The following is a 21,937-nucleotide window of genomic DNA, read 5'->3' on the forward strand; positions in this document are numbered from 1 at the left end:
CTCGCCATGAACGAACCCCGCAAGCTTTCGTCTACCATCGCCGATGAATGGCAGTCACCGCCGGACCGGACCAGCGTGACTGACGACGCCCATGTCGAAGACATCATCCCGCTGCCGCCGCCTGAACACCTGATCCGCTTTTTCCCGATCCGGAACACGGCCGTCGAGTCGCTGATCACGCAGACGCGCCAGCGCATCGCACGTATCCAGCATGGCCAGGACGACCGGCTGCTGGTGATCATGGGGCCTTGCTCGATCCACGACCCGCAGGCGGCACTTGAATATGCGCGGCTGTTGCTGGCGCAGCGGCAGCGCCATGCCGGGACGCTTGAGATCGTGATGCGCGTGTATTTCGAGAAGCCCCGAACCACGGTCGGCTGGAAAGGGCTGATCAATGACCCATACCTGGATGAGAGCTATCGTATCGACGAGGGCCTGCGCATTGCGCGCAGCCTGCTGGTCGACATCAACCGACTCGGCTTGCCTGCGGCCGGCGAGTTGCTGGACGTGATCTCGCCACAGTACATAGGCGACCTGATCTGCTGGGGCGCGATCGGCGCCCGCACCACGGAAAGCCAGGTGCATCGCGAGCTGGCTTCGGGGAGTTCAGCGCCGATCGGCTTCAAGAATGGCACCGACGGCAACATCCGGATTGCGATCGACGCGATCCAGGCCGCATCGCGTCCGCACCACTTCCTGGGCGTGCACAAGAACGGCCAGGTCGCGACCGTGCACACCAAGGGCAATCCGGACTGCCACGTCATCCTCCGCGGCGGCAAGGTCCCCAACTACGATGCGGATTCCGTGGCGGCGGCCTGCAGGGAGCTGCAGGCGGCAGGGCTGGGCGACGCGCTGATGGTGGATTTCAGTCACGCCAACAGCAGCAAGCAGCATGAGCGGCAGATCGATGTGGCGAGAGATGTGGCGCAGCAGATTCGTACCGGCAGCCGGTCCGTCTTCGGGGTCATGGTCGAAAGCAATCTGGTGGCCGGCGCGCAGAAGTTCACGCCAGGGCAGCATAGCCCGTCCACCTTGACATACGGGCAGAGTATTACCGATGCCTGCATCGGCTGGGATGATTCCCTGGCCATGCTGGAAATGCTCAGCGACGCGGTCGACGAACGCCGCGGCCTCAAGCGCAATACTTAGCCTGCAAGCTACCGGCCTGCGCGCCGTGCCTTAGCGCGGCGTACCTGCCTGCTGCGCCTCGGCCACAATTTCCCGGATCGCCTGTTCGAAAGCCTCGACCGGCTGCCCGCCCGTTACCAGGTAGCGGTTGTTGAAGATCACCGACGGCACCGACTGGATGCCCATCTGCTGGTACTGGCGCTCTTCGTCGCGCACGTCGTCGGCGTACTGGCCGCTCTCCAGCACCTGGCGCGCAGCGACCGCATCCAGGCCAACCGACGCCGCTGCCTCAATCAGCACGGCATGGTTGCCCGGATCCTTGCCATCGGTATGGTAGGCGCGCAGCAGCGCCAGCTTCAGCGGGACTTGCTTTCCTTCCAGGCCGGCCCAGTACAGCAGCCGGTGGGCGTCGAAAGTGTTGTAGACAAAGGCGCGCTCGCCGAAGCTGAAGCCCACGCCGGCGCCGCGCTCGCGGATCATGGCCTGGGTTTCGGCGATCTGCGCGGGCGTGCGGCCATACTTCTTGCCGAGGTAGTCGACGATGGCCTGGCCTTCCGGCCCCATGTCGGGGTTCAGCTCGAAGGGATGCAGCACGATCTCGGCGTCGACGTGGTCGCCCAGCCGCTGCAGCGCCAGCTGGAGCGAAGACAGGCCAATGGCGCACCAGGGGCAGGCGATGTCGGAGACGAAGTCGATTCTGAGGGGTTGGGTCATGGCGATTTGCTGGCAGGCTCAAACGGGATGTTGGCCGACAGGGTAGCCTGACTTGCGGATCTTTGCTGGAAGGGTCTTTTGCGCAGCGGCCGGGCTGGCGGGCCCGGCCGGCAGCGGCGCGTCAGTCCCAGTGGCGGCCCGGACCGCGGTGATCGTGGTGCCCGTCATGGCGACGGGCCCATTCGCGCTCGCGCCATTCGCGGCGAGCCTCACGGTATTCTGCGCGGTGATAGCCGGGGTGGTAGTCAGCCCGATAGTCGGGGCGATAGTCGGGACGATAGCGCACCGGCACCGGGGCGACCACCACCGGGCGCGCCGGGGCATAGGCGACGGGGGCAGGGGCATACGCAACCGGCGCCGGCGCGTAGACGGGGGCCGGGCGGTAGACCGGCGCGGGCTCGGCCACCACGACGGCGGGCGCCCCGATATTGATACCGACGCTGACGCCGGCATGGGCCGCGGCGCTCGCCGCCAGCAATGCACCGCCTGCTACTGCCATTGCTAGGATTCGTTTCATGGCTGCCTCCCAAGGGGCGTTGGACATGGGCTCACTGTAGGGGCAGGGTCCGTAATATTGGGCGCTCGAAGTGTTGCAAGTGTGACGTGGTGTAACCTGTCCACGAACCCCCCGCCGCCCCGCCGCCGCCCACCAATCCGCGCCCCTGTATCATGCAGCCTCGCAGTCCTTTGCCCCGTGTTGCCCATGCGCCGTACCGTCCTGCCCGCAGCGTCCGCCCTTGCCTTGTCCATCCTCGCCGCGATGTTCGCCGCAATCCCCGCCCTGGCGCGTGCCGAGCCTGACCTGCAGGCCGGCAAGGCACTGTTTGCCACGCGCTGTGCGTCGTGCCACTACGTTGGCCGCAATGCGCGCGGCGCGTTCGGGCCGCAGTTGAACGGCATCTTCGGGCGCCAGGCGGGCACCACCACTGATTTCCAGTATTCGGAAGCGATGCGCGCATCCAGGGTGGTGTGGTCGCACGACACGTTGAGCGCCTTCCTGCGTGCTCCGGCCAAGGTCGTACCGGGCACGAAGATGCGGTTCTGGGGCCTGGGCAACGACAAGCAGATCGAAGACCTGCTCGGCTACCTGCAGACCTTCCGCTAAGGCGTTCGCTTACAAGGCGTTCGCCTGTCCCTGCTCGCCGGGGAAATGCGGCCCCGGCCCTGCTCCGGCCAGCGCATCCTGCGGATTGCGCAGCGGGCACGCCTTCAGCGACAAACAGCCGCACCCGATGCAGCCATCGAGCTGGTCGCGCAGCAGCGTCAGCGTGCGGATGCGCTCATCCAGGTCATCGCGCCAGCTGGCCGACAGCCGCCGCCAGTCCGCCACCGTCGGCGCGCGCCCGTCGGGCAGCTTCTGCATCGCCGCCGCGATCACCGCCAGCGGCAGCCCCATGCGCTGCGCCACGCGGATCACCGCCAGCCGCCGCAGCACGGCGCGCGCATAGCGGCGCTGGTTGCCGCCGCTGCGCGTGCTGGCGATCAATCCACGCGATTCATAAAAATGCAGCGCCGAAACCGCGATGCCGGTGCGTTCGGCCACCTGGCCGACCGACAGCAGTTCTTCGGCAGGTCCTGGCCGGCGCCGGCGCGGCGCATCTGCCGTGGCAGGCGCGGGGGGAACAGGTCTGGAAGTCTTGGGCATGGCTGGTAGCGGGCGGCGGCGGGAATGCCCATGCTACCACCATGGCCGCGCTTGACCTTAACCTAACTTGAGGTTTGATACTTGCGGCTCCATTGTTCGCCTTCGCTCAACACAGAGTTGATGACCATGCTGACGCTTGCCCGCTCCAATGCTTCGCTGAACCTGATCAATCCCGCCGCGCTGTATGACCCGCGTCCCAACGGCTATTCGCACGTGGCGGTGGTGGAAGGTCCCGCCCGCATCGTCTTTGTGGCCGGGCAGGGCGGCGAGGATGCCGCCGGCTGCCTGGCGGCGGATTTCCCGCGGCAGGTGGCGCGGGCCATGCAGAACCTGCGCATTGCGCTGCAGGCCGCGGGCGCCGACGTGGGCGATGTCGCCAAGCTCACGGTGCTGGTGGTCGACCACTCGCACGACCGCCTGCGCACCTTCGGCGCCGCGCTGCGCGAGATGTGGGGCGACCGGCCGGCGCCGGCCTGCACGCTGATCCCGGTGCCGCGGCTGGCCCTCGACAACATGCTGTTCGAGATCGAAGCCACCGCGGTGCTGCCCGGCTGAGCCGCGCGGGCAGCCGTCGCGTGCGTTACTGCTGCGGGCGCGGCGCCGCGCTGAAGGTCTTGTTGATGATCTTCCACGCGCCGTCGATCTGCAGCAGCGTCATGTAGTCGGTAAAGACCACGTCCGGATGCTCCAGCACGACCTTGGCCTCGCCGGCATTGCCGACCACGTCGAACTGGGTGATGAAGCGCCGGCGCTGCGCTTCGTCGGCCGGCGGATGGCCGGGGCAGCGCGCGGCGACAAAGTCTTCCACCGTCAGCGAATGCAGCTTGCCGTCGCGGAACGAGACGATGCGGGCGTCGGCATGGAAGGCGCGGCGCATCACCTCGGGGTTGCCGGTCGCGTGGCCCTGCAGGTAGTCCTCGATCGGGGCCAGCGCGGCCGTGTGGCGGGACGTCAGGCCGGTTGCACTGTAAGTCATGGTCTCCTCCAAGACTGAGGCGGCGGGGAAAGCACCCGGCCGCTACGTTGAAAGCGTTGATTGTATTCCAGTTTTGTATGCAAAATGGCGTCGTCGCGTCGCGTCGTCAAGTTACGCCTGTCACAGTGACGCCACGATCTGCTCCCGCAGCCAGCGATGTGCCGGGTCGCGATGCACGCGCTCATGCCACAACATCGACATCTCGTAGCCTGGCACATCAACGGGCGGCTCAACCACGCGCAGTGCCGGCGCATCGCGCACCAGCCGCTCCGGCACCATCGCCACCAGGTCGGTGCTCGCCAGCACGGCGGTGACAAAGAGGAAGTGTGGCACCGACAGCACTACGCGGCGCTGCATGCCGGCCAGCGTCAGCGCCTCGTCGGTGACGCCGGAGAAGCCGCCGCCGTCGGGCGACACCATCACATGCTCCAGCGCGCAGAACTGCGCCAGCGTCGGCCGCCGCTTCAGCCGCGGATGCCCGGCGCGGCCTGCCAGCACATAGCGCTCGGTGAACAGTGCGCGCCGATGCAACGCGGGCGGTGAGCCTTCGGTCGTGTGGAAAGCCAGGTCCAGCTCGCCCTGCTCGCACTGGCGGGCGATGCGCGACGGCACCATCTCCAGCACCGCCAGCCGCGCGCCTGGCGCAGCGCGGCGCAGCGCCTGCATGGCCGGCAGCACGATGGTTGATTCGCCATAGTCGGTTGCCGCCACGCGCCAGGTATGCGTGGACGCGGCGGGATCGAACGGGCTGTCGGGCGACACCGCGTGCTCCAGCGCGGACAGCGCTTCGCGCAGCGGCTCGCGCAGGGACTCGGCCTTGGCCGTCGGCCGCATGCCGCGCGGTCCGGGCAGCAGCAACGGATCGCCGAAGTAGTCGCGCAGCTTGGCCAGGTGGACGCTCACTGATGGCTGCGAGAAGTGCAGGCGTTGCGCGGCGCGGGTCACGTTGTGCTCGGACAGCAGCACGTCCAGCGTGACCAGCAGGTTGAGGTCGAGCCGCCTGAGATTAGTCATGACAATACCTGTGATATTGGATATTCATTTCCAATATACCGTGCGGCGGCCTAAGCTGGCTTCTCCCTGATCAATGCTTACGCAAGGAAGCCGCTGTCATGAACGTTCTGATTGTCTATTCCCACCCCGAACCCACTTCGCTCAACGGCGCCATCCGCGATTACGCGGTGCAGCGGCTGAGCGATGCCGGCCACCAGGTCCAGGTGTCCGACCTGTACGCGATGCAATGGAAAGCCCAGCTCGATGCCGCCGACAGCAAGGCGCGCCGCGGCGACGCGCCGTTCCATCCGTCGCTTGATTCAAAGCATGCGTTCGAGAACGGCCTGCAAAGCGACGACATTGCGCGCGAGCAGGACAAGCTGCGCTGGGCCGATACGGTGATCCTGCAATTCCCGCTGTGGTGGTTCTCGATGCCGGCGATCCTGAAAGGCTGGATCGAGCGTGTCTACGCCTATGGCTTCGCCTACGGCGTGGGCGAGTACTCGGACGAACGCTGGGGCGACCGCTACGGAGAGGGCATGCTCGCCGGCAAGCGCGCCATGCTGGTCGTCACCACAGGCGGCTGGGAATCGCACTACAGCGCGCGCGGCATCAACGGGCCGATCGACGACGTCCTGTTCCCGATCCAGCACGGCATCCTGTACTACCCCGGCTTCGACGTGCTGCCGCCGTACGTGGTGTACCGGACCAGCCGGGTCGATGACGGGCGCTTCGCCGCGATCCGCGAAGAACTGGGGCAGCGCCTCGATACGCTGGCGACCACGGCGCCGATTGCGTTCCGGCCGCAGAACGCCGGCGACTATCGGATTCCGGCGCTGACGCTGCGCGAAGACGTGGCACCCGGCCTGGCAGGATTTGCCGCGCACGTCGCATAAGCCGCGCGCTGCAACGGCAGGCAGGCGCCTGCCTCCATCATTCCGCGCGGATATCCGCGCGCGCTGCCACCGCGCGCATCTCCGGCAGCTCCTTCTCGACCCGCGCCCGCACCGCGGCGCCATTGCCGTAGGCCGGCGTCAGCGCCAGCTCGACCATGCGCGCGCGCGTGGCGGGCGCATTGGCGACTTCGGCTAGCGCCTTCTCCAGCTTCTGCTGCACCGGAGCGGGCAGTCCCGCCGGCGCCAGCAGCGCGAACCACGTGCCCATCTGGAAGCCGGGGTAGCCGCTTTCCGCCACCGTTGGCACCTGCGGCAGCGCCGGCAGCCGCTGCGGCGACAGCACCGCCACCGGCCGGATCTTGCCGCCCTTGATCAGCGGCAGGCTGGCCACCACGGTATCGACCGCCACCTGCACCTGCCCGCCGGTGAGCGCGGTCAGGCTCGGCGCGCTGCCATTGAAGGGCACGTGGACCATGCGGATGCCGGTGGCGGACTTGAGCATCTCGCCGCCGAAATGCACCGACGAACCCGTGCCGAACGAGCCATAGGAGAACTTGTCGGGATGGGCTTTGGCCTGCGTCACCAGGTCTTTCAGCGAGTTGACCTGCGCATCGGGATTGGCAACCAGCACAAGGCTCATGTCGGCGACCAGGCCCAGCGGCGTGAAGCTCTTGATCGGGTCGTAACCCAGGTGCTGCCGGATCGCCGGGTTCAGCGTCAGCGTGGTGCTGGCCGCCAGCAGCAGGGTGTAGCCGTCGGGCGCGGCCTTGGCGACCTGGTTGGCGCCGACCACCGTGCTGGCGCCGGGCTTGTTCTCGACCACCACCGGCTGGCCCAGCTTTTCGCCCAGGCCGACGGCGAGCAGCCGGCCCAGGAGGTCGGTGGCGCCGCCGGCGGCGAACGGCACCACCAGCCGCAGCGGGCGCTCGGGCCAGGCCGGCGCTTGCGCCATGGCAGGCGCCGTGGCCATTGCCGCGCTGAATGCGGCACAGGCGAGGAACAGCTTCGGGGGCATTGCGGTCATCGGGATCACTCCTGCCGGCAGTTATGGAAAAGCGAAGCGTGGGGCGCCGGCCCGAACCGGATCGGGCCGCGTGGTGTCGTTGTGGTTGCTCGTGAGTGCCGTATCAGGTGGCCTGGTCCAGCCACGGGCTGCGCACGCGCGAGAAGCCGCCGGCCTGGTCGTAGGCGTGGCCCAGCTGCAGCACCGCCGCGTCGGCCTGCGCCGGCCCGATGATCTGGATGCCCGCGGGCAGCCCCTGCAGCCCCTGCGGGCCAAAGCCGGCGGGCGCGGCCAGCGCCGGCAGCCCGGCCATGGTGGCCGGCACCACGACCTGCATCCAGCGGTGGTAGGTGTCCATGTCGCGGCCGCCGACGGTGCGCGGCCAGTCCCATCCGGCGTCGAACGGGAACACCTGCGCGGCCGGCAGCACGAGGTAGTCGAAGCGCTCGAACAGCACGCGCAGCGCCTGGTACCACGCGCTGCGCTCGCACAGGGCTTCATAGACGCGCGTGCCGGGAAGCGCCAGGCCGCGCTCGATTTCCCAGGCTGCCTCGGGCTTGAGCAATGCGCGCGTGGCCGGGTCGCGGTACAGCGCGGCATTCGCGCCTGCCACCGAGAAGCTGCGCAGGTCTATCCACGCATGCCACAGGCGCTCCAGCTCGAAATCCGGCAGTGCGGCGTCGACGTCGCAGCCGAGCGCGCGAAAGTGGTCCAGCGCCTGCTCGCAGGTTTCGAGCACGCCGGGCTCGGTCGGCAAGTGGCCGCCCAGGTCGCCAAGCCAGCCCACGCGCACACCTTTCCAGTCGCGCGCGGGCGGCAGCGTGAAGGAGCCGGGCGCTTCGGCGCGGCGCGTCAGCGGCATGCGCGCATCGAAGCCGGCCTGCACCGACAGCAGCAGCGCCAGGTCGGGCACGTTGCGCGCCATCGGCCCGGCCACGCTGAACTGCTGGAAGAAGACCTCGTCGGCGGGGCCGTGCGGCACGCAGCCGACCGAGGTGCGCAGCCCGTACACCTGGTTGAACGCCGCGGGCGTGCGCAGCGAGCCCATCATGTCCGATCCATCCGCCACCGGCAGCATGTGCAGCGCCACGGCCACCGCGGCGCCGCCGGAGCTGCCGCCAGCCGAGCGCGCCGGGTCGAAGGCATTGCGGGTGGTGCCGTAGACGGGGTTGTAGGTATGGCCGCCCAGGCCGAACTCAGGGGAGTTGGTGCGGCCGATAAAGACCGAGCCCGCGGCGCGCATGCGCTCGAAGATTGCCGCATCGCTCTGGCTGACCTGCCCGGCAAAGATCGGCGAGCCCTTGGTGGTGACCATGCCCGCCGCCGGGCTGATGTCCTTGGGCGCTTGCGGAAAGCCGTGCAGCGGGCCGCGGCTGTGGCCGCGCGCCAGTTCGGTGTCGAGCGCTTGCGCCTGGGCGCGCACCGCATCGCGGTCGGCCGGCGCGACGATGGCATTGACGCGCGGGTTGTGGCGGTCGACCTGGCCGAGGAAGGCCTCCAGCACCTCCACGCAGGAGACCGCGCGGGCATGGATGGCGCGCGACAGGGCGACGGCATCGAGTTCGGTGATCGGGTCGGTGGAAAGCACGGTGGAAGGCGTTGTGGAAGGCGCGGTGGAAGGCATATTCGCCATGGGTTCTCCCGGTGTCTCCTGTGGTGTCGGGAAAAAGCATACGGGCGCGGCGGGGCTTTACGCAATCGATGATTTTTTCAAATATCCTTGCGTAAAACGCAAAGCAGCGGAGCGCTGCACCGCCGCAATCCAGGGAGCCGCCCCATGCTGTCGCACCGCCTGCAGGACACTTCGCTGCGCTACTTCCTGGAGGTAGTGCGCAGCGGCTCGCTGACCGAGGCGGCGCAGCGCCTGAGCGTGACCGTGTCGGCGGTGAGCCGTCAGGTGGCGGCACTGGAGGCGCTGCTGGGCGTGCCGCTGTTCGACCGGCGCCCGCGCGGCATGGTCGCCAGCGCGGCCGGCGAACTGCTCGCCGCTTATGCGCTGCGCGGCGCCCTGGAAGCGGACCGCGTGGTGGCGGAGATCGCCGCGCTGCAGGGACTGCGCCGTGGCCGCGTGCGCGTGGCCAGTTCCGCCGGGTTTGCCATCGAGTTCCTGCCGCGCATCATTGCCGAGTTCCGCCAGCGCTATCCGGGGCTGCAATTCCATGTGCGCGTGGCGGCGCCGGCGGAGGTGACCGGCATCGTGCTGCATGGCGACGCGGACATCGGCATCACCTACAGCCGCGCGGCCGAGCAAGGCATCCGCATCGAGCATCGCCAGCCCGCGCCGGTCATCGCCATCATGCCGCCCGACCACCCGCTGGCGCGCTTTCGCAGCATCACGCTGGCGCAGATGCAGCCGTACCCGCTGGCGCTGCCGGAAGGCGACAACACCGTGCGCCAGCTGTTCGACATTGCCTGCGGCGAGCGCGGCATCGTGTTCGAGCCGGTGCTGGTGACCAACCACTTCGAGACGCTGACCAGCTTCGTGCTGCACGGCGGCGGGCTGTCGATCTCGGGCGCGGTGACCGTAGGCGACCGCCTGCGGCGCGGCGAACTGCATGCCGCGGCCATCCGCGAGCGCGGCATGCGCAGCCGTGCGGTCGAATTGCAGACGCTGGCTGGCCGCACGTTGCCCGAGGGCGTGCGCGCCTTCCTGGGCTTCGCCCGGGAGCGCCTTGCGGCCGAGATGGGCGCGGCGGCCTGAATCCTAAGCTGGCCTATGCCGGGCGCTTGCGCCGGGCGGCGGGCCGATTCAGCACCACCCACGCCGGTGCATGGTCGCTGGGGTGATCCTCGCCGCGGACCCAGGTGTCGACGCCCGCATCGCGCAGCCGCGGGGCCAGGTCCGCGCTCAGCAGCAGGTGGTCGATGCGCAGCCCGGAGTTGGTCTGCCAGTGCTGGCGGAAGTAGTCCCAGAAGGTGTAGATGCGTTCCTCGCCATAGTGCGTGCGTAACGCATCGGTCCAGCCTTGCGCCAGCAGGCGTGCGTAGGCCTCGCGGCTTTCCGGCTGCAGCAGCGCGTCCTTGCGCCACGAGCGCGGGTTGTAGATGTCTACGTCGGTGGGGACCACGTTGTAGTCGCCCGCCAGCACCACCGGGTGGCCGCTGTCGAACAGCGTCTGCGCATGGTCGATCAGCCGCGCGAACCAGGCCAGCTTGTAGTCGAACCTGGGCCCGGGCTGCGGATTGCCGTTGGGCAGGTACAGGCAGCCAACCAGGATCCCGTGCACGGCTGCCTCCAGGTAGCGGCTGTGGCTGTCGTCGGGATCGCCGGGCAGGCCACGGCGCACTTCCACCGGCTCGGCGCCGCGCGCCAGGATGGCAACGCCGTTCCATGACTTCTGGCCGTGCCAGACGGCGCCGTAGCCGGCCTCGCGCAGTTCGCGCGCGGGAAAGCTCTCGTCGGCGGTCTTCAGTTCCTGCAGGCAGGCCACGTCGGGCGCCTCGCGCTCCAGCCAGTGGCGCAGCGCGCCGATCCGGCTGCGGATGCCGTTGATGTTGAACGTGGCGATCTTGATGGCGGGCATGGGCACCTTGCGCGTTGGAACGAGGCCGGCCGGCACAAGTGCCGGCCGGGGGCATCTGCGGCGCGCGCCGGCGCTACGCCGGCGCGCTGCTGCCGCACCTCACGCGCGCCACGTGCTGCCGGTCGCCTCGGACGTGCCCGTGCTGCCGGCGCTGGTGCCGTGGTCCTCGCGCCGCACCCGGATGTCGTTGTTGACTTCCTTCACGCCGTAGGTGCCGTCGGCCAGGTCCTCAATGTAGTACTTCTGGCCGCGCTCGCGCACAGAACCTGTCAGCGACACCACGCCTTCCTTGACGTCGACGCTGACATCGCTGACGTCGACGCCGCGCGCATAGCTGAGCCGCTCGCAGATCTGGTCGCGGATGCGGTCATCGCTGCGCTGGTAGCCGCGCGGGCCAGCCTTGCGCTCGTGCTCGCGCTGGTCGGTGCCGAACAGGTCGCCGACCGCTTCGCCGATGCGGCGGCCGAGGTTGTAGAGCACGCCACGGTCTTCGCGGTCATCGTCGCGATAGTCTTCCCGGTCATCGGTTTCCCAGCCACGCTGCCGTGCCGCCTCGCGGCTGTAGCGCTGGCCGTACCGCTGCTCGTCCTCGCGCTCGTCGCGGTCCTCGGTCCAGTAGCGGGTGTCGCTGCGCAGGTCGCGGAAGTAGGCGTCGCGGTTGCGCGCGCGCGCCGACTCATATGGGTCGCGCGCGCGTTCGACGCTTTCGCGCCACTGGCCTTCGGCGTGGTCGTCATCGCGCTGCCAGGCTTGCGGATCGCGCCATTCGCCGGCGCGTTCCCAGCCATAGCCACCGTTCAGGCCGTAGCGCAGGCTGCTGCCGGCGCGGCGGCGATAGCGCTCTTCGTCCTGGTCGCGCTCATACTGGCGTCCTTCATCGCCCTGGTAGCGCTGAGAGCCCTGAGAGCCCTCATAGTCCTGTTGGCCTCGATAGTCCTGGCCACCGCGGTAGCGCTGCTGGCTGCGGCTGCCGTAGTCACTGCGGTAACCGCTGCCGTAACCGCTGCGGTAATCACTGCGGTAATCGCCGCCGCCGCCGTACTCACCTTGCGTCGGCCGTTCCGGATACCGGCGGGCGCCGTACTCGTCACTGTAGCCGCCGGCCTGGCGCGCCGGGCCACCGTAGCTGGTCTGGCCCGGCGTCAGCTGCTGGCGACGGCGCTGCGTTTGCCAGCGGTCGCGTTCGGATTCCGGTTGCCAGTCGTCGTCGTCCCACGCCTGGCGGCGTTCGCGTTCGTCGTAGTAGTAGCTCATGCTGGTTTCCTGATATGTGAATGACGCCATATACGGACAGGCACAAAGGTGCCCGCAGGTCCGCTGACGGGTAATCAGGAAACGGCAAGATTCGTACCGTGCGGCAGCCGCGCGCCTGCGGCGCAGGTGACGCCGCGGGCCATGCAAGCCTTGCAGACCTTGTAAGGGATGCAGGGTGCGGAAGCGGGACAAATGCCTCGATGGCCACAACAGCGCGGCGTGCGGACTAGCGTACGAAAGGCAGCGCCAGCAACGCATTGCGCAGCTCGGCCGGCCCCGGCTGTACCGCGTTGCCGAAGCGCGTTCGCACCAGCAGCACCACGTCGGTATCGGTGCAGTTGTGGAAGGCGGCGTGCACGGCGCTCAGCCCGCTGCCGGTGCGGGCGGTGCCGACCTGCCGCACGCCGACCATGTCCGCGAGTTCTGGCGACAGGAACGACACCGCCAACGCCGGGTGTTCCTGCTGCTGATGCCATGGCATGCAGCCGGTATAGGCGGCAGGCGTGGCGGCGCAGCCGGCCAGCGCGAGCACGGTCGCGGCCAGCAAGACGGCGGCACTGCGGCGGCGCCGAGCCGCTTCAGCGATAGACGACGTCATCGGCGGCCGCGCGCTGGAATTCATAGATGCCGCTCCAGACCACTTCGCCGGTCTCGACTTCCACCAGCTCGAACGCTGATGAACTGGATGCGCGCCTGCGCGGCGCGGTCGAGGTTGATGCGCAGCCGGTCGACGATCAGTTGCCGGTCCATCGGCTGGGCGCTGTCGCTGACGAAGTAGGCGCTGTCCAGCGCGATGCGCGGGCGCTTGCCGTCCGGTCCCGGTGCGAAACGTGCCTGGGCCAGGATGTCGCGCATCATCAGGTCGGACATCGAGACGATGTCGTGGCCTTCCGGGCCGACGCCGGAGACCGGGCCCTTGCGGCCCGCGTCCAGGTCGGTGGCGGCCACGCCGGCGGCGTTAGGCGCCGTGGCTAGACAGCCAGCGAGCAACGCTGGCAGCATCAGTGCCAGCCCGCAAGCGGCCATCCCGGCAAGCCGCCGCGTCGTGGCGGCTGCCGGGATGGTGCCCGCGGGTTCCCCCGCCTTCCCTGCCGCCCATGGCATGTGCCCTGGCGGCTCCCCGTGTTGCCGGTGTGCCGGCTTTTTGCTTGTCCACGGTTCCTTCCCCGATTTCCCGATGTCTGCCGCGTCCGTTTGCGCCGCTCTTGCGGCTCATTTGCGGCTCATTTGCGGCGATGATAGGAGCGCGTGCGCGGCGGCGCCTCCCTGAAACATGGGATGGGCAAGCGACGGCGGCTGTGCCATGGATAGGGCTGGTGCAGGCACGCCGCGGCGGCGCTTGTGTTTACCCTGAAAACCGGCCCGTGCCACGCCCGCGACTCCGGGGGATATGTCAGAATCCGCCGGCAACCCGTCGCGCCGGCGCAACGGCCAGGCCCCGCAACCACACTGGCATGACAAGCACAACCAGAGTCCTGATCGTCGAAGATGACCCGGCGGCGCAGAGCCGCCTGGTGCAGGCCGTCGAGATGCATGCGCCCTTCAGCACCGTGACCGGCCGCGCCGGCAGCGTCGCCGACGCGCTTGCCTGGCTGGCGCTGCACCAGCCCGACGTGCTGCTGTGCGACCTGGGCCTGCCGGACGGCAGCGGCATTGCCGTGATACGCCAGGCGCGCGAACGTTATCCCGCGTGCGAATGCATGGTGGTCACGGTGTTCGGCGACGACCAGCACGTGCTGGCCAGCATCGAAGCCGGCGCCATCGGCTACCTGCTCAAGGACGAGACCACCGACCGCATCGCCGCTTCGATCGGCGAACTGCGCGCCGGCGGCTCGCCGATGAGCCCGCTGATCGCGCGCCAGGTGGTCAACCGCCTGCGCGGCGAGCCCGCCGAGGCCGCAGGCCGCGATAACGCCGCCCAGCGCAGCGTGGCGCTGTCCGCGCGCGAGAGCGAGATCCTCGACCTGATCTCGCGCGGCTACACCTATGCCGAGACCGCGCGCTATGTCGGGCTGAGCGTGCATACCGTGCAATCGCATATCAAGAACATCTACGGCAAGCTGGCGGTGCGCTCGCGAGGCGAAGCCGTGTTCGAGGCCGCCAAGCTCGGCCTGCTCAAGTCCCTGTAGCGTCCCGCGCCATGCCGCCAACCTGGTTGCGACTCACCCGGACCGTGCTTGCCGTGCTTGCGTTGCTTGCCGTACTGCTGCCGCTGTCGTGGCTGGCGTCGCCGGCCCGCGGCGCTGCGCCGGCCGCAAGCGACGGGCTGGTGGAGCTGGCCCGGGCCGTGCGCAGCGCCACGCTGCGCGACGGCAGCGTGCTGCCGGCGCAGCCGCTGACGCTGCCGGACTACTGGGACCGTGCGCTGCCGGGCAAGTCCGGCACGGCGGTCTACGAACTGCGCTTCGACCGCGGCTGGCCGGCGGCGGCAGCGGCAGGGCTGTTCGTGCCGTGGGCGGGCGGCAGCTACGAGGTGCGCCTGAACGGCATATTGGTCGCGGCTGGCGGCAGCCTGACCGCGCCGTCATCCGCGCTGGCCAAGCGCCCGTACTATGTGCCGTTGCCGCCGGAGCTGGTGCGCGAGCACGGCAATACGCTGCGCATCACGGTGGCGGCGCGCGCGTTTTCACGAGCCGGCCTGCTGCCGGTCACGGTGGGGCCGGCCAAGGCGGTGCGCGCGCGCTACCAGGACGCGTTCATGGCGCGCGTGGCCGGGCCCTTCATCGTTGCCGTCCTCGGCGCCGTGCTCGGCACCATCGCGCTGCTGATCTGGTGGCGCCAGCGCGATCCGCTGTTCGGCCTGTACGGCCTGGCCGAGATCGCCTGGAGCATTCGGCTGCTCGACTATTTCGTCGATGACCTGGCACTGCCGCCGGAGCTGCGGGGCTATATCGTCGCCGCCGCGCGCGAGGTCTTCCTCGGCGCCATCGCCAAATTCTGCCTGCTGGTGATCCGCGTGCCCTGGCGCTGGCTGCACCGCACGCTCAACGCCTACCTGTGGCTGGCGCTGCCGGTGCTGGCGCCGCTGGCCGCGCTGTCGAGCCATCCACTGGTGTTCCCACTGAGCTGGCTGGCCAAGGTCGGCATCATCCTGACGGTTTCGGTTGCGCTGGTGTGGGCCGCGCTGCGGCATCCGAGCCGCGAGGCCAGGCTGCTGGCCGCCACCGTGGGCGTGTCGGCGGTGCTGTTCCTGGGCGACTGGCTGCGCGTGTGGCTGACCGGCGACTACTACTGGGTGCGCTCGATGACCCGCTACGTCTCGGTGCCGTTCAGCGTGGTGATGGCGTGGATGCTGGTGGAGCGCTATACCAGCGCGGTGCGCAGCCTGCAGCGCGCCAACCAGGTGCTGAGCGAACCCGTGGCGCAGCGCGAGGCCGAGTTGCGCGCGGTATTCGCACGCGCGCAGAAGATCGCCGCCGAGCAGACCGCGCTGCGCGAGCGCAGCCGCATCCTGCGCGACATGCACGACGGCCTCGGCAGCCAGCTGGTCACCACGCTGTCGATGCTGGAGTCGGGCCAGCCCAGCCGCGCGCAAATCGCCGGGCAGGTGCGGCATGCGCTGGACTCGCTCAAGCTCTCCATCGATGCCATGCAGGACACCGGCGGCGACCTCGCGGCGGTGCTGGGCAATCTGCGCTACCGGCTGGGGCCGCGCATCGAAGAGGCCGGCATCGCCATCCACTGGCAGGTCGAGCGGCTGCCGGTGCTGCCCCACTTCACCGCGCGCAAGGTGCAGGAGCTGCAGTACCTGCTGCTCGAGGGCATCACCAACGTGCTGCAGCACGCCAACGCCAGCGCGATCACGCTGGCCGCGCATGCCGACCCGGTGGCGCAGGTGATCCGCATCAGGCTGGCCGATGACGGGCGCGGCTTCGACACCGGCGCCACGCGCGGCGGGCGCGGGCTGCGCAATATGCAGGTGCGTGCGGCAGCGATCAGCGGGCGGCTGCAACTGCAATCGCTGCCGGGCCAGACCACGCTGACGATCGAGCTGCCGCTCGCGCCGCCGGCGGAAGAGGAGGACGGCGAGGAAGGGGAGGCGCTGGCACCCACGGCATGATCGTGCCGTGGCGGCTGCATGCCAGGGCGCAGGCCGGGCGATGAGCGGAGCAGCCCTCCGTCACCGCCCGCTGGAAGCCTTGCTTGTTACTTCTTGGTGGCAGGCTTCGTTGACGAGGTCTTGGCCGTCTTGCTGCTCGCCGCCGCCCTGGCCGGCGCTGCGGCGCTCGCGGTGGTGGCCGGTGCCGGTTCGATCTTCGACTTGCTGAAGGCGAAATAGCACTCGGTGTTGCTGTTCTGCGCCCATTCCGAGTCGCTCGTGGCCAGCACGCCGGTGACATTGATCTTGTCGCCGGTCGACAGGTTGCTGATCTTCTTCTGGTTGACCATCAGCGCGTCCCGCATCAGCGCCTTGCCGGTGCAGCTCGGGTTGACCGAATCCTTGAAGTAGACCGCGATCTTGTCGCTCGACACGCCGGCCAGCCCGTCGACCCGGGTGATGCGGGTAACCGTGCCGGACACCAGGATCGCCTGCTGGTCCCACTTCTTCTTGGCCGTGATCTCGTTCTTCTTCCAGTCTGTCCAGATATCGCCCAGTGATGCCTGCTTCGGATCCGCCAGCATGCGGAAGTCTCCGCTGAGCACGTCGCCCGTGCTGTCCAGCGCGCCGCTGATGCCTGACATGGCCCCGTCCATCGATTCACACCCCGCCAGCAGGCTGGCCAGCGCCAGTGCCAATACCACCTTTCCGGATTTCATTTCTTTTTTTCTCCTCGATCGGGTCAGCCCCGTCGGCCGACGCCGCGCATTGTAGCGTACGCACGCCAAGAGCTGACAGAAGTGGCAAAAAGGCGATAAAACCCGGAAATAACCCCCGTTCGGGGGATCAGCGCCCCCCGTTTCCTGACGGCAGCATCCGCACCGCCAGCGCGGCCAGGGACGTGGCCGTGGCGAGCGCTGCCACGCCCGTCCAGCCGGCATGCGCCAGAGCCAGGCTGCCGAGCGCTGCACCTGCCGCCATGCCGGCAAACATGCAGACGAACAGCACCGCGTTCAGCCGGCTGCGTGCGCCCGGGTCGATGCCATAGACGATGGTCTGGTGCGCGACCAGCGTCACCTGCACGCCCAGGTCGAAGCCGACGGCGGCGGCCACCAGCAGCCCGAGTTGCGCCTGCGGCGACAGCCATGGCGCCAGCAGCATGGCGGCAAAGGACAGCGCGGCGAGCGCGGCGCCGAGCCGGGTCACCGCCTGCGGGCCGCGGTGGTCGGCGATGCGGCCGGCGATCGGGGCGCCCAGCGCGCCTGCCGCACCGGCCAGCCCGAACGCGCCGGCGGCTTCGCTGCCAAGGTGGAACGGGGCGCCATGCAGCATTACCGCCAGCGTCGACCAGAACGCGCTGAAGCCGACCGACAGCAACGCCTGCGCCAGCGCGGCGCGGCGCAGGTCGCCATGCCGGCGCCACAGCGTCAGCAACGAGCCGAGCAGCGCGCGGTAGGGCATCACCGCGGTCGGGGCGAATCGCGGCAGGCTGCGCTGCGCCACCAGCGCCATCGCGGCGATGCTGCCGGCGGCGGCGATCAGCATCGCGCGCCAGCCGAAATGCGCGGCGATAAAGCCGCTGACCACGCGCGACAGCAGGATGCCGAGCAGCAGCCCGGTCATGACCGTGCCCACCACCTTGCCACGCTGCGCGTCGGGCGCCAGCGCCGCCGCGGCGGGCACGATGTCCTGCGCCATCGTGGCGGACAGGCCGATGGCCAGGCTCGCCGCCAGCACCATGCCGATGCCGGGCGCCAGCCCGGCCAGCAGCAGGGCGGCCGCCAGTGCCGCCGACTTGGCCAGGATGATGCGGCGGCGGTCGAAGCGGTCGCCGAGCGGTGCCAGCAGCAGGATGCCCAGCGCATAGCCAAGCTGCGTCAGCGTCGGGATGGCGCCAACAGCCGTGCCCGAGGTGTGCAGGTCCGGCCCCATGATGCCGAGCATGGGCTGGCTGTAGTACAGCGAGGCGACGGCGAGGCCGGCGGCAGTGGCAAGCATCAATACCAGGCGCGCCGGCAGTGCCGGCGCCGGGGCCGGCGATGGCGTCGCGGCCGCAGTGGCGGGCGAGGTGGAAAGGCAGGACATGGTCGGTATCCCTGAATCAGGTGATTTCGTTGAAAAAGGCAGATCCGCAATCGACGCAATCGGTGCAGTGGATGCGATGGATGCAGATGTTGTCCCGCCCCCGCCTTTTCTGGTAGAGGTGTGCGGTGAACAACGGCTATACGAGGCGCGCATGACCAGACCGCGAACCATCGCAGTGCCCAAGGCACGGGCCGACAGCCTGGACCCTGCTCCGGCCAGCGCCGGCGCCGACCGCATCGAACTGCTGCAGACCTTCGTGCGCATCGTCGAGGCGGGCAGCCTGTCGCAGGCCGCCGCGCAACTGCGGACCACGCAGCCCACGGTCAGCCGCCGCCTGCAGGCGCTGGAGCGGCAACTGGGCGTGCGCCTGCTGCAGCGCTCCACGCATGCGATGAAGCTGACCGAAGACGGCGAGCGCTGCTACGAGCGCGCCAAGGCGCTGGTCGGCGACTGGGCGACGCTTGAGGCTGACCTGCGCGGCGCCGGCTACGCGCCCGAAGGCACCCTGCGCGTGGTGGTGCCGCATGCCTTCGGCCAGGACCTGATGGTGCCGCCGCTGGCAGCCTACATGCACCAGTACGGCCAGGTCGCGGTGGAGTGGCTGCTGCATGACCGCACCCCGGACTTCATCGCCGAGGCCATCGATTGCGCCGTGCATGTCGGGGAGGTACGCGAGCCTGGAATGGTTGCTGTCAGGCTGGCCGAAGTGCCGCGCCTGGCGGTTGGCGCGCCGGCGCTGTTCGAAGGCCGGCGGCTGCCGCGCCAGCCCGAGGAACTGGAGGCGCTGCCCTGGCTGGCGCTGCACACCTTCTACCGCCAGGCGATGACGCTGTCGCACGCGGCCAGCGGCGACTGCCGCGAACTCCGGTTCCGGCCGCGGCTGAGCACCGACAGCCTGTACGCGTTGCGCGCTGCGGCGCTGCAAGGGCTGGGCGTCGGCGTGGGCTCGGCGTGGATCTTCGCCGACGACATCGCGCGCGGCGATCTGCTGCACCTGTTGCCCGAGTGGCAGGCCGAGCCGCTGCCGGTCTACCTGGTCTATCCCTACGCCAGCTTCTACCCCGCGAGGCTCAGGTTGTTCATCGATGCGATGCGCGAGGCTGTGCCTGCCATGGCTGGCGTGCAGCCGCCGCGCGCGCGGCGCAGGCAGGCACAGGCCGCGGCCAGCAAATCCACGGCCGGAAAGCGATAGGCGACGCTCGCGGCGACTGCGCGAAGCGCTCCGGCGGCATCGCCGTCGCTGCGCGTGCAAGCACGATTTCCTGCCCCCGGCGCGTGCATTTTGCCCTGATGCGGGGCATTTTCTGCACCCCGTTTGCGCATCGTCAAAATGATCGGAATTCTTGCTTCAGGCCTGGAAAACGCAACCGATAGCCGGGGGGAAAGCCAATCCCTTGCCAGCCCTTTCCTGCCAGTCCAGCCGAGCCGATGACCGCCTTTTTCCGCCCCGCCGAGCGCCTGATGGCGCGCCTGAACATCAACCAGAAACTGACCCTGATCGCAGTGCTGTTCCTCGTGCCGCTGTGCGGGGCCATGTACGTCGTGCTGCATGGCTCGGCGCAGTCGATCCGCGCCACCGACAGCGAACGGCGCGGCCTGGCCATCGTCGGCCACGCGCTCGACTTCATGCGCGAGACGCAGGTCCGGCGCGGTGCCGCGAACACCGTACTGGCCGGCAACGCCGGCTTCCGGCCGACCTTCGACGCGGCCGACGGCAAGGCCGCGGCCAACCTCGCCGAACTGCTGCGCGCCACCACCGCCAATCCCGGCTTTGCGCTCGAGCCAGCGGCGCGCAAGCTGGAGCAGGACTGGCAGCACCTCCGGGGCCTCGGCCTGAACACCACGCCCGGCCCGCTGTTCGAGCGTCACAGCGCGCTGGTCAGGCAGACACAGCTGTTCATCGCCGACGTGGCCGAGCGCTCAGAGCTCGCCCTCGACGGCGAAGCCGGCGCGTACTACCTGATCAGCCTGCTGGTTGGCCCGATGCCGCGCCTGGCTGAGCACAGCGCGCTGGCGCGCGGGCGCGGCGCTGGCATCATCGCGCAGGGCGGCTATGCCGATGCCGCGCAGCAGGCCGACCTGGGCGCGCTCGCCGAGCAGATCCAGGAAGGCCTGGAAGCCGTCCGGCGCGATGTCGCGCGCGTGGGCAGGCATGCGCCGGCATACCAGCCGCAGGTCGACGCGGCCATGCAGCAGCTGGCGGCGATGGACAACTTCTACCGCACGCTCAAGGTGCGGATGCTCGGCGCCAGCGGCATTGGCATCGACGCCAAGACCTATTTCGATGAAGCCAGCGCGGCGATCAACGGCGTGCTGGCCGCCAACAACGAGTTTTCGGCGATCGCCGGCGCTGGGCGTGGTCGCGCTGGCCCTGGCCTTCTATTTGTTCGGCGGCTTCAGCCGCGGCATGCGCGGCGACGTGCGCACCGTGGGGAACATGGTCGACCGCATCAATGCCGGCGACCTGAGCCTGCGCATGGCGGTGCACGGCCGCGACGAGTTCAGCGAAGTCAAGCGCCACCTGCTGTCGCTGGTGGACAGCTGGCGCGGGCTGATCGGCGATACCAAGGCCGGCGCACACAACGTGCTGGCTGCCGCCGGCGAGATCGCGCAGGGCAATATCGACCTGTCGCAGCGCACCGAGGAGCAGGCCTCGTCGCTGGAGCAGACCGCGGCCAGCATGGAGCAGCTCACCGCCACCGTGCAGCAGAACGCCGGCAGTGCCGCACAGGCCAGCGAGCTCGCGCGCGAAGCATCGGACATCGCGCTGGCCGGCGGCGCCGCGGTAGGGCGCATGCAGCAGACCATGCAGGACATCGAGGCCGATTCGCGTCGCATTGTCGACATCATCGCGGTGATCGATGCCATTGCCTTCCAGACCAATATCCTGGCACTGAACGCGGCGGTGGAGGCAGCCCGCGCGGGCGAGGCCGGCCGCGGCTTCGCCGTGGTGGCGTCCGAGGTGCGCGGGCTGGCGCAGCGCGCCGGCAACTCGGCCAGGGAAATCGGCACGCTGATCTCGCAGTCCGCGCAGCGGGTGGCCTCTGGCACGTCGCTGGCGGTGGATGCCACCGCCAGCATGGACAGCACCGTGGCCGCGATCCGGCGCGTGACGGCGATGATGGACGAAATCAGCCATGCCTCGCGCGAGCAGAGCAGCGGCATCGCGCAGGTCAACCAGGCGGTGGCGCAGATGGATCAGGTCACGCAGCAGAACGCGGCGCTGGTGGAGGAGGCGGCCGCCGCGGCGCAGTCGCTGCAGGCGCAGGCGCAGCAGATGCAGCGCGCGATGGCGGTGTTCCGCACCGACGCTCGGTCGGCCTGATTCCGGTGGCGCGGGGTCAGCGCCGCAGCAGCCAGATCACGATCGAGACCACCACCGACACCAGGATGCAGGTCGTGATCGGGAGGTAGAAGCTGAAGCCGTCGCGGACGATATGGATGTCGCCGGGCAGGCGGCCAAGGCGCTCGAACGGCAGCTTAGACAGCCAGGGCCAGGCTGCTGCGGCGGCGATCAGCAGGCAGCCGAGGATGAGGAGCACGCGTTGCATGGCGGGTTGAGGACAGGGTGTCTGGTATCGGGACGATGCTGAGCAGTTCGACCAGCGCGGGCGCCGTGGATTCCGCCATGCGGCGCCGGCGGCCCATATCGTCGCTTCCGACGAGTCGTGCGGCGGCGC

Annotated in this window: 24 protein-coding genes; 9 read left to right on the top strand and 15 right to left on the bottom strand. The window is 69.3% G+C overall.

Annotated features, from left to right (window positions below; all coding sequences use genetic code 11):
• Positions 1-6: 6 nt before the first annotated feature.
• A complete protein-coding gene (locus K309_RS0104625; RefSeq protein ID WP_029045327.1) occupies positions 7-1,149 on the top strand; it encodes a 3-deoxy-7-phosphoheptulonate synthase in 1,143 nt (380 codons plus the stop codon).
• 30 nt (positions 1,150-1,179) lie between these two features.
• Here K309_RS0104625 and K309_RS0104630 read toward each other — a convergent pair whose 3' ends face one another.
• Together K309_RS0104630 and K309_RS41555 are read right to left on the bottom strand one after the other, a co-directional pair.
• Positions 1,180-1,842, bottom strand: a complete 663-nt coding sequence (locus K309_RS0104630; RefSeq protein ID WP_029045328.1) for a DsbA family oxidoreductase — start codon at positions 1,840-1,842, stop codon at positions 1,180-1,182.
• 121 nt (positions 1,843-1,963) lie between these two features.
• Positions 1,964-2,359 (bottom strand): hypothetical protein, encoded by a 396-nt coding sequence (locus K309_RS41555; RefSeq protein WP_029045329.1) that lies wholly within the window; start codon positions 2,357-2,359, stop codon positions 1,964-1,966.
• Between the two features lie 186 nt (positions 2,360-2,545).
• Between K309_RS41555 and K309_RS0104640 the strand changes: the two genes are divergently transcribed.
• On the top strand, positions 2,546-2,947 hold the full coding sequence (locus K309_RS0104640; RefSeq protein WP_029045330.1) for a c-type cytochrome: 402 nt from the start codon (positions 2,546-2,548) through the stop codon (positions 2,945-2,947).
• Between the two features lie 9 nt (positions 2,948-2,956).
• Here K309_RS0104640 and soxR read toward each other — a convergent pair whose 3' ends face one another.
• The gene (gene soxR, locus K309_RS35965; protein WP_035876793.1) at positions 2,957-3,487 is read right to left on the bottom strand and encodes a redox-sensitive transcriptional activator SoxR; all 531 of its coding nucleotides are present in this window, start codon (positions 3,485-3,487) and stop codon (positions 2,957-2,959) included.
• A 126-nt stretch (positions 3,488-3,613) separates the two neighbouring features.
• Here soxR and K309_RS0104650 point away from each other — a divergent pair, with 126 nt between their 5' ends.
• The gene (locus tag K309_RS0104650; protein WP_051320341.1) at positions 3,614-4,042 is read left to right on the top strand and encodes a RidA family protein; all 429 of its coding nucleotides are present in this window, start codon (positions 3,614-3,616) and stop codon (positions 4,040-4,042) included.
• A gap of 25 nt (positions 4,043-4,067) precedes the next feature.
• Here the strand turns inward: K309_RS0104650 and K309_RS0104655 are convergent, their stop codons facing one another.
• Both K309_RS0104655 and K309_RS0104660 read right to left on the bottom strand, forming a co-directional pair.
• A complete protein-coding gene (locus tag K309_RS0104655; protein ID WP_029045332.1) occupies positions 4,068-4,463 on the bottom strand; it encodes a nuclear transport factor 2 family protein in 396 nt (131 codons plus the stop codon).
• 120 nt (positions 4,464-4,583) lie between these two features.
• Positions 4,584-5,477 carry a LysR family transcriptional regulator gene (locus K309_RS0104660; RefSeq protein ID WP_029045333.1) on the bottom strand — a complete coding sequence of 298 codons (894 nt, stop codon included), beginning with the start codon at positions 5,475-5,477 and terminating at the stop codon, positions 4,584-4,586.
• A gap of 98 nt (positions 5,478-5,575) precedes the next feature.
• Between K309_RS0104660 and K309_RS0104665 the strand changes: the two genes are divergently transcribed.
• The gene (locus K309_RS0104665; protein ID WP_029045334.1) at positions 5,576-6,352 is read left to right on the top strand and encodes an NAD(P)H-dependent oxidoreductase; all 777 of its coding nucleotides are present in this window, start codon (positions 5,576-5,578) and stop codon (positions 6,350-6,352) included.
• Between the two features lie 37 nt (positions 6,353-6,389).
• Here the strand turns inward: K309_RS0104665 and K309_RS0104670 are convergent, their stop codons facing one another.
• Together K309_RS0104670 and K309_RS0104675 are read right to left on the bottom strand one after the other, a co-directional pair.
• Entirely contained in the window at positions 6,390-7,376 is a 987-nt protein-coding gene (locus tag K309_RS0104670; protein ID WP_029045335.1) for a Bug family tripartite tricarboxylate transporter substrate binding protein, read from the bottom strand.
• Between the two features lie 103 nt (positions 7,377-7,479).
• Positions 7,480-8,979: an amidase gene (locus tag K309_RS0104675; protein ID WP_029045336.1), complete on the bottom strand. Its 1,500-nt coding sequence runs from the start codon at positions 8,977-8,979 to the stop codon at positions 7,480-7,482.
• A 153-nt stretch (positions 8,980-9,132) separates the two neighbouring features.
• Here K309_RS0104675 and K309_RS0104680 point away from each other — a divergent pair, with 153 nt between their 5' ends.
• Positions 9,133-10,056, top strand: a complete 924-nt coding sequence (locus tag K309_RS0104680) for a LysR substrate-binding domain-containing protein (RefSeq protein WP_029045337.1) — start codon at positions 9,133-9,135, stop codon at positions 10,054-10,056.
• A 13-nt stretch (positions 10,057-10,069) separates the two neighbouring features.
• Here the strand turns inward: K309_RS0104680 and xth are convergent, their stop codons facing one another.
• The 4 genes from xth to K309_RS0104700 form a co-directional block, all read right to left on the bottom strand.
• The gene (gene xth / locus K309_RS0104685; RefSeq protein ID WP_029045338.1) at positions 10,070-10,879 is read right to left on the bottom strand and encodes an exodeoxyribonuclease III; all 810 of its coding nucleotides are present in this window, start codon (positions 10,877-10,879) and stop codon (positions 10,070-10,072) included.
• A gap of 99 nt (positions 10,880-10,978) precedes the next feature.
• Positions 10,979-12,133 carry a BON domain-containing protein gene (locus K309_RS0104690; protein ID WP_029045339.1) on the bottom strand — a complete coding sequence of 385 codons (1,155 nt, stop codon included), beginning with the start codon at positions 12,131-12,133 and terminating at the stop codon, positions 10,979-10,981.
• Positions 12,134-12,359: 226 nt separating this feature from the next.
• Positions 12,360-12,755, bottom strand: coding sequence for a hypothetical protein (locus tag K309_RS0104695; RefSeq protein WP_029045340.1), 396 nt, complete (start codon positions 12,753-12,755; stop codon positions 12,360-12,362).
• On the bottom strand, positions 12,752-13,237 hold the full coding sequence (locus K309_RS0104700; RefSeq protein ID WP_029045341.1) for a hypothetical protein: 486 nt from the start codon (positions 13,235-13,237) through the stop codon (positions 12,752-12,754). The genes K309_RS0104695 and K309_RS0104700 overlap by 4 nt, the downstream gene beginning before the upstream one ends.
• Positions 13,238-13,587: 350 nt before the next feature.
• Here K309_RS0104700 and K309_RS0104705 point away from each other — a divergent pair, with 350 nt between their 5' ends.
• Positions 13,588-14,262: a response regulator gene (locus tag K309_RS0104705; RefSeq protein ID WP_029045342.1), complete on the top strand. Its 675-nt coding sequence runs from the start codon at positions 13,588-13,590 to the stop codon at positions 14,260-14,262.
• A 26-nt stretch (positions 14,263-14,288) separates the two neighbouring features.
• The gene (locus K309_RS0104710) at positions 14,289-16,193 is read left to right on the top strand and encodes a sensor histidine kinase (RefSeq protein ID WP_232232308.1); all 1,905 of its coding nucleotides are present in this window, start codon (positions 14,289-14,291) and stop codon (positions 16,191-16,193) included.
• Between the two features lie 86 nt (positions 16,194-16,279).
• Here the strand turns inward: K309_RS0104710 and K309_RS0104715 are convergent, their stop codons facing one another.
• Both K309_RS0104715 and K309_RS0104720 read right to left on the bottom strand, forming a co-directional pair.
• Complete coding sequence (locus K309_RS0104715; protein ID WP_029045344.1) at positions 16,280-16,891, bottom strand: OB-fold protein; 612 nt, start codon at positions 16,889-16,891, stop codon at positions 16,280-16,282.
• Between the two features lie 127 nt (positions 16,892-17,018).
• The gene (locus tag K309_RS0104720; protein WP_035876799.1) at positions 17,019-18,257 is read right to left on the bottom strand and encodes an MFS transporter; all 1,239 of its coding nucleotides are present in this window, start codon (positions 18,255-18,257) and stop codon (positions 17,019-17,021) included.
• A 151-nt stretch (positions 18,258-18,408) separates the two neighbouring features.
• Here K309_RS0104720 and K309_RS35970 point away from each other — a divergent pair, with 151 nt between their 5' ends.
• A complete protein-coding gene (locus K309_RS35970; protein WP_051320330.1) occupies positions 18,409-19,449 on the top strand; it encodes a LysR family transcriptional regulator in 1,041 nt (346 codons plus the stop codon).
• Positions 19,450-20,177: 728 nt separating this feature from the next.
• Here the strand turns inward: K309_RS35970 and K309_RS42805 are convergent.
• The gene (locus K309_RS42805; protein ID WP_035876802.1) at positions 20,178-20,411 is read right to left on the bottom strand and encodes a hypothetical protein; all 234 of its coding nucleotides are present in this window, start codon (positions 20,409-20,411) and stop codon (positions 20,178-20,180) included.
• Between the two features lie 202 nt (positions 20,412-20,613).
• Here K309_RS42805 and K309_RS42810 point away from each other — a divergent pair, with 202 nt between their 5' ends.
• Positions 20,614-21,582, top strand: coding sequence for a methyl-accepting chemotaxis protein (locus K309_RS42810; RefSeq protein WP_232232309.1), 969 nt, complete (start codon positions 20,614-20,616; stop codon positions 21,580-21,582).
• A 16-nt stretch (positions 21,583-21,598) separates the two neighbouring features.
• Here K309_RS42810 and K309_RS0104735 read toward each other — a convergent pair whose 3' ends face one another.
• Positions 21,599-21,808, bottom strand: coding sequence for a DUF2905 domain-containing protein (locus tag K309_RS0104735; protein WP_029045346.1), 210 nt, complete (start codon positions 21,806-21,808; stop codon positions 21,599-21,601).
• Positions 21,809-21,937 lie beyond the last annotated feature (129 nt).

The sequence above is a fragment of the Cupriavidus phytohabitans genome (assembly GCF_000426345.1).
Classification (GTDB): domain Bacteria; phylum Pseudomonadota; class Gammaproteobacteria; order Burkholderiales; family Burkholderiaceae; genus Cupriavidus.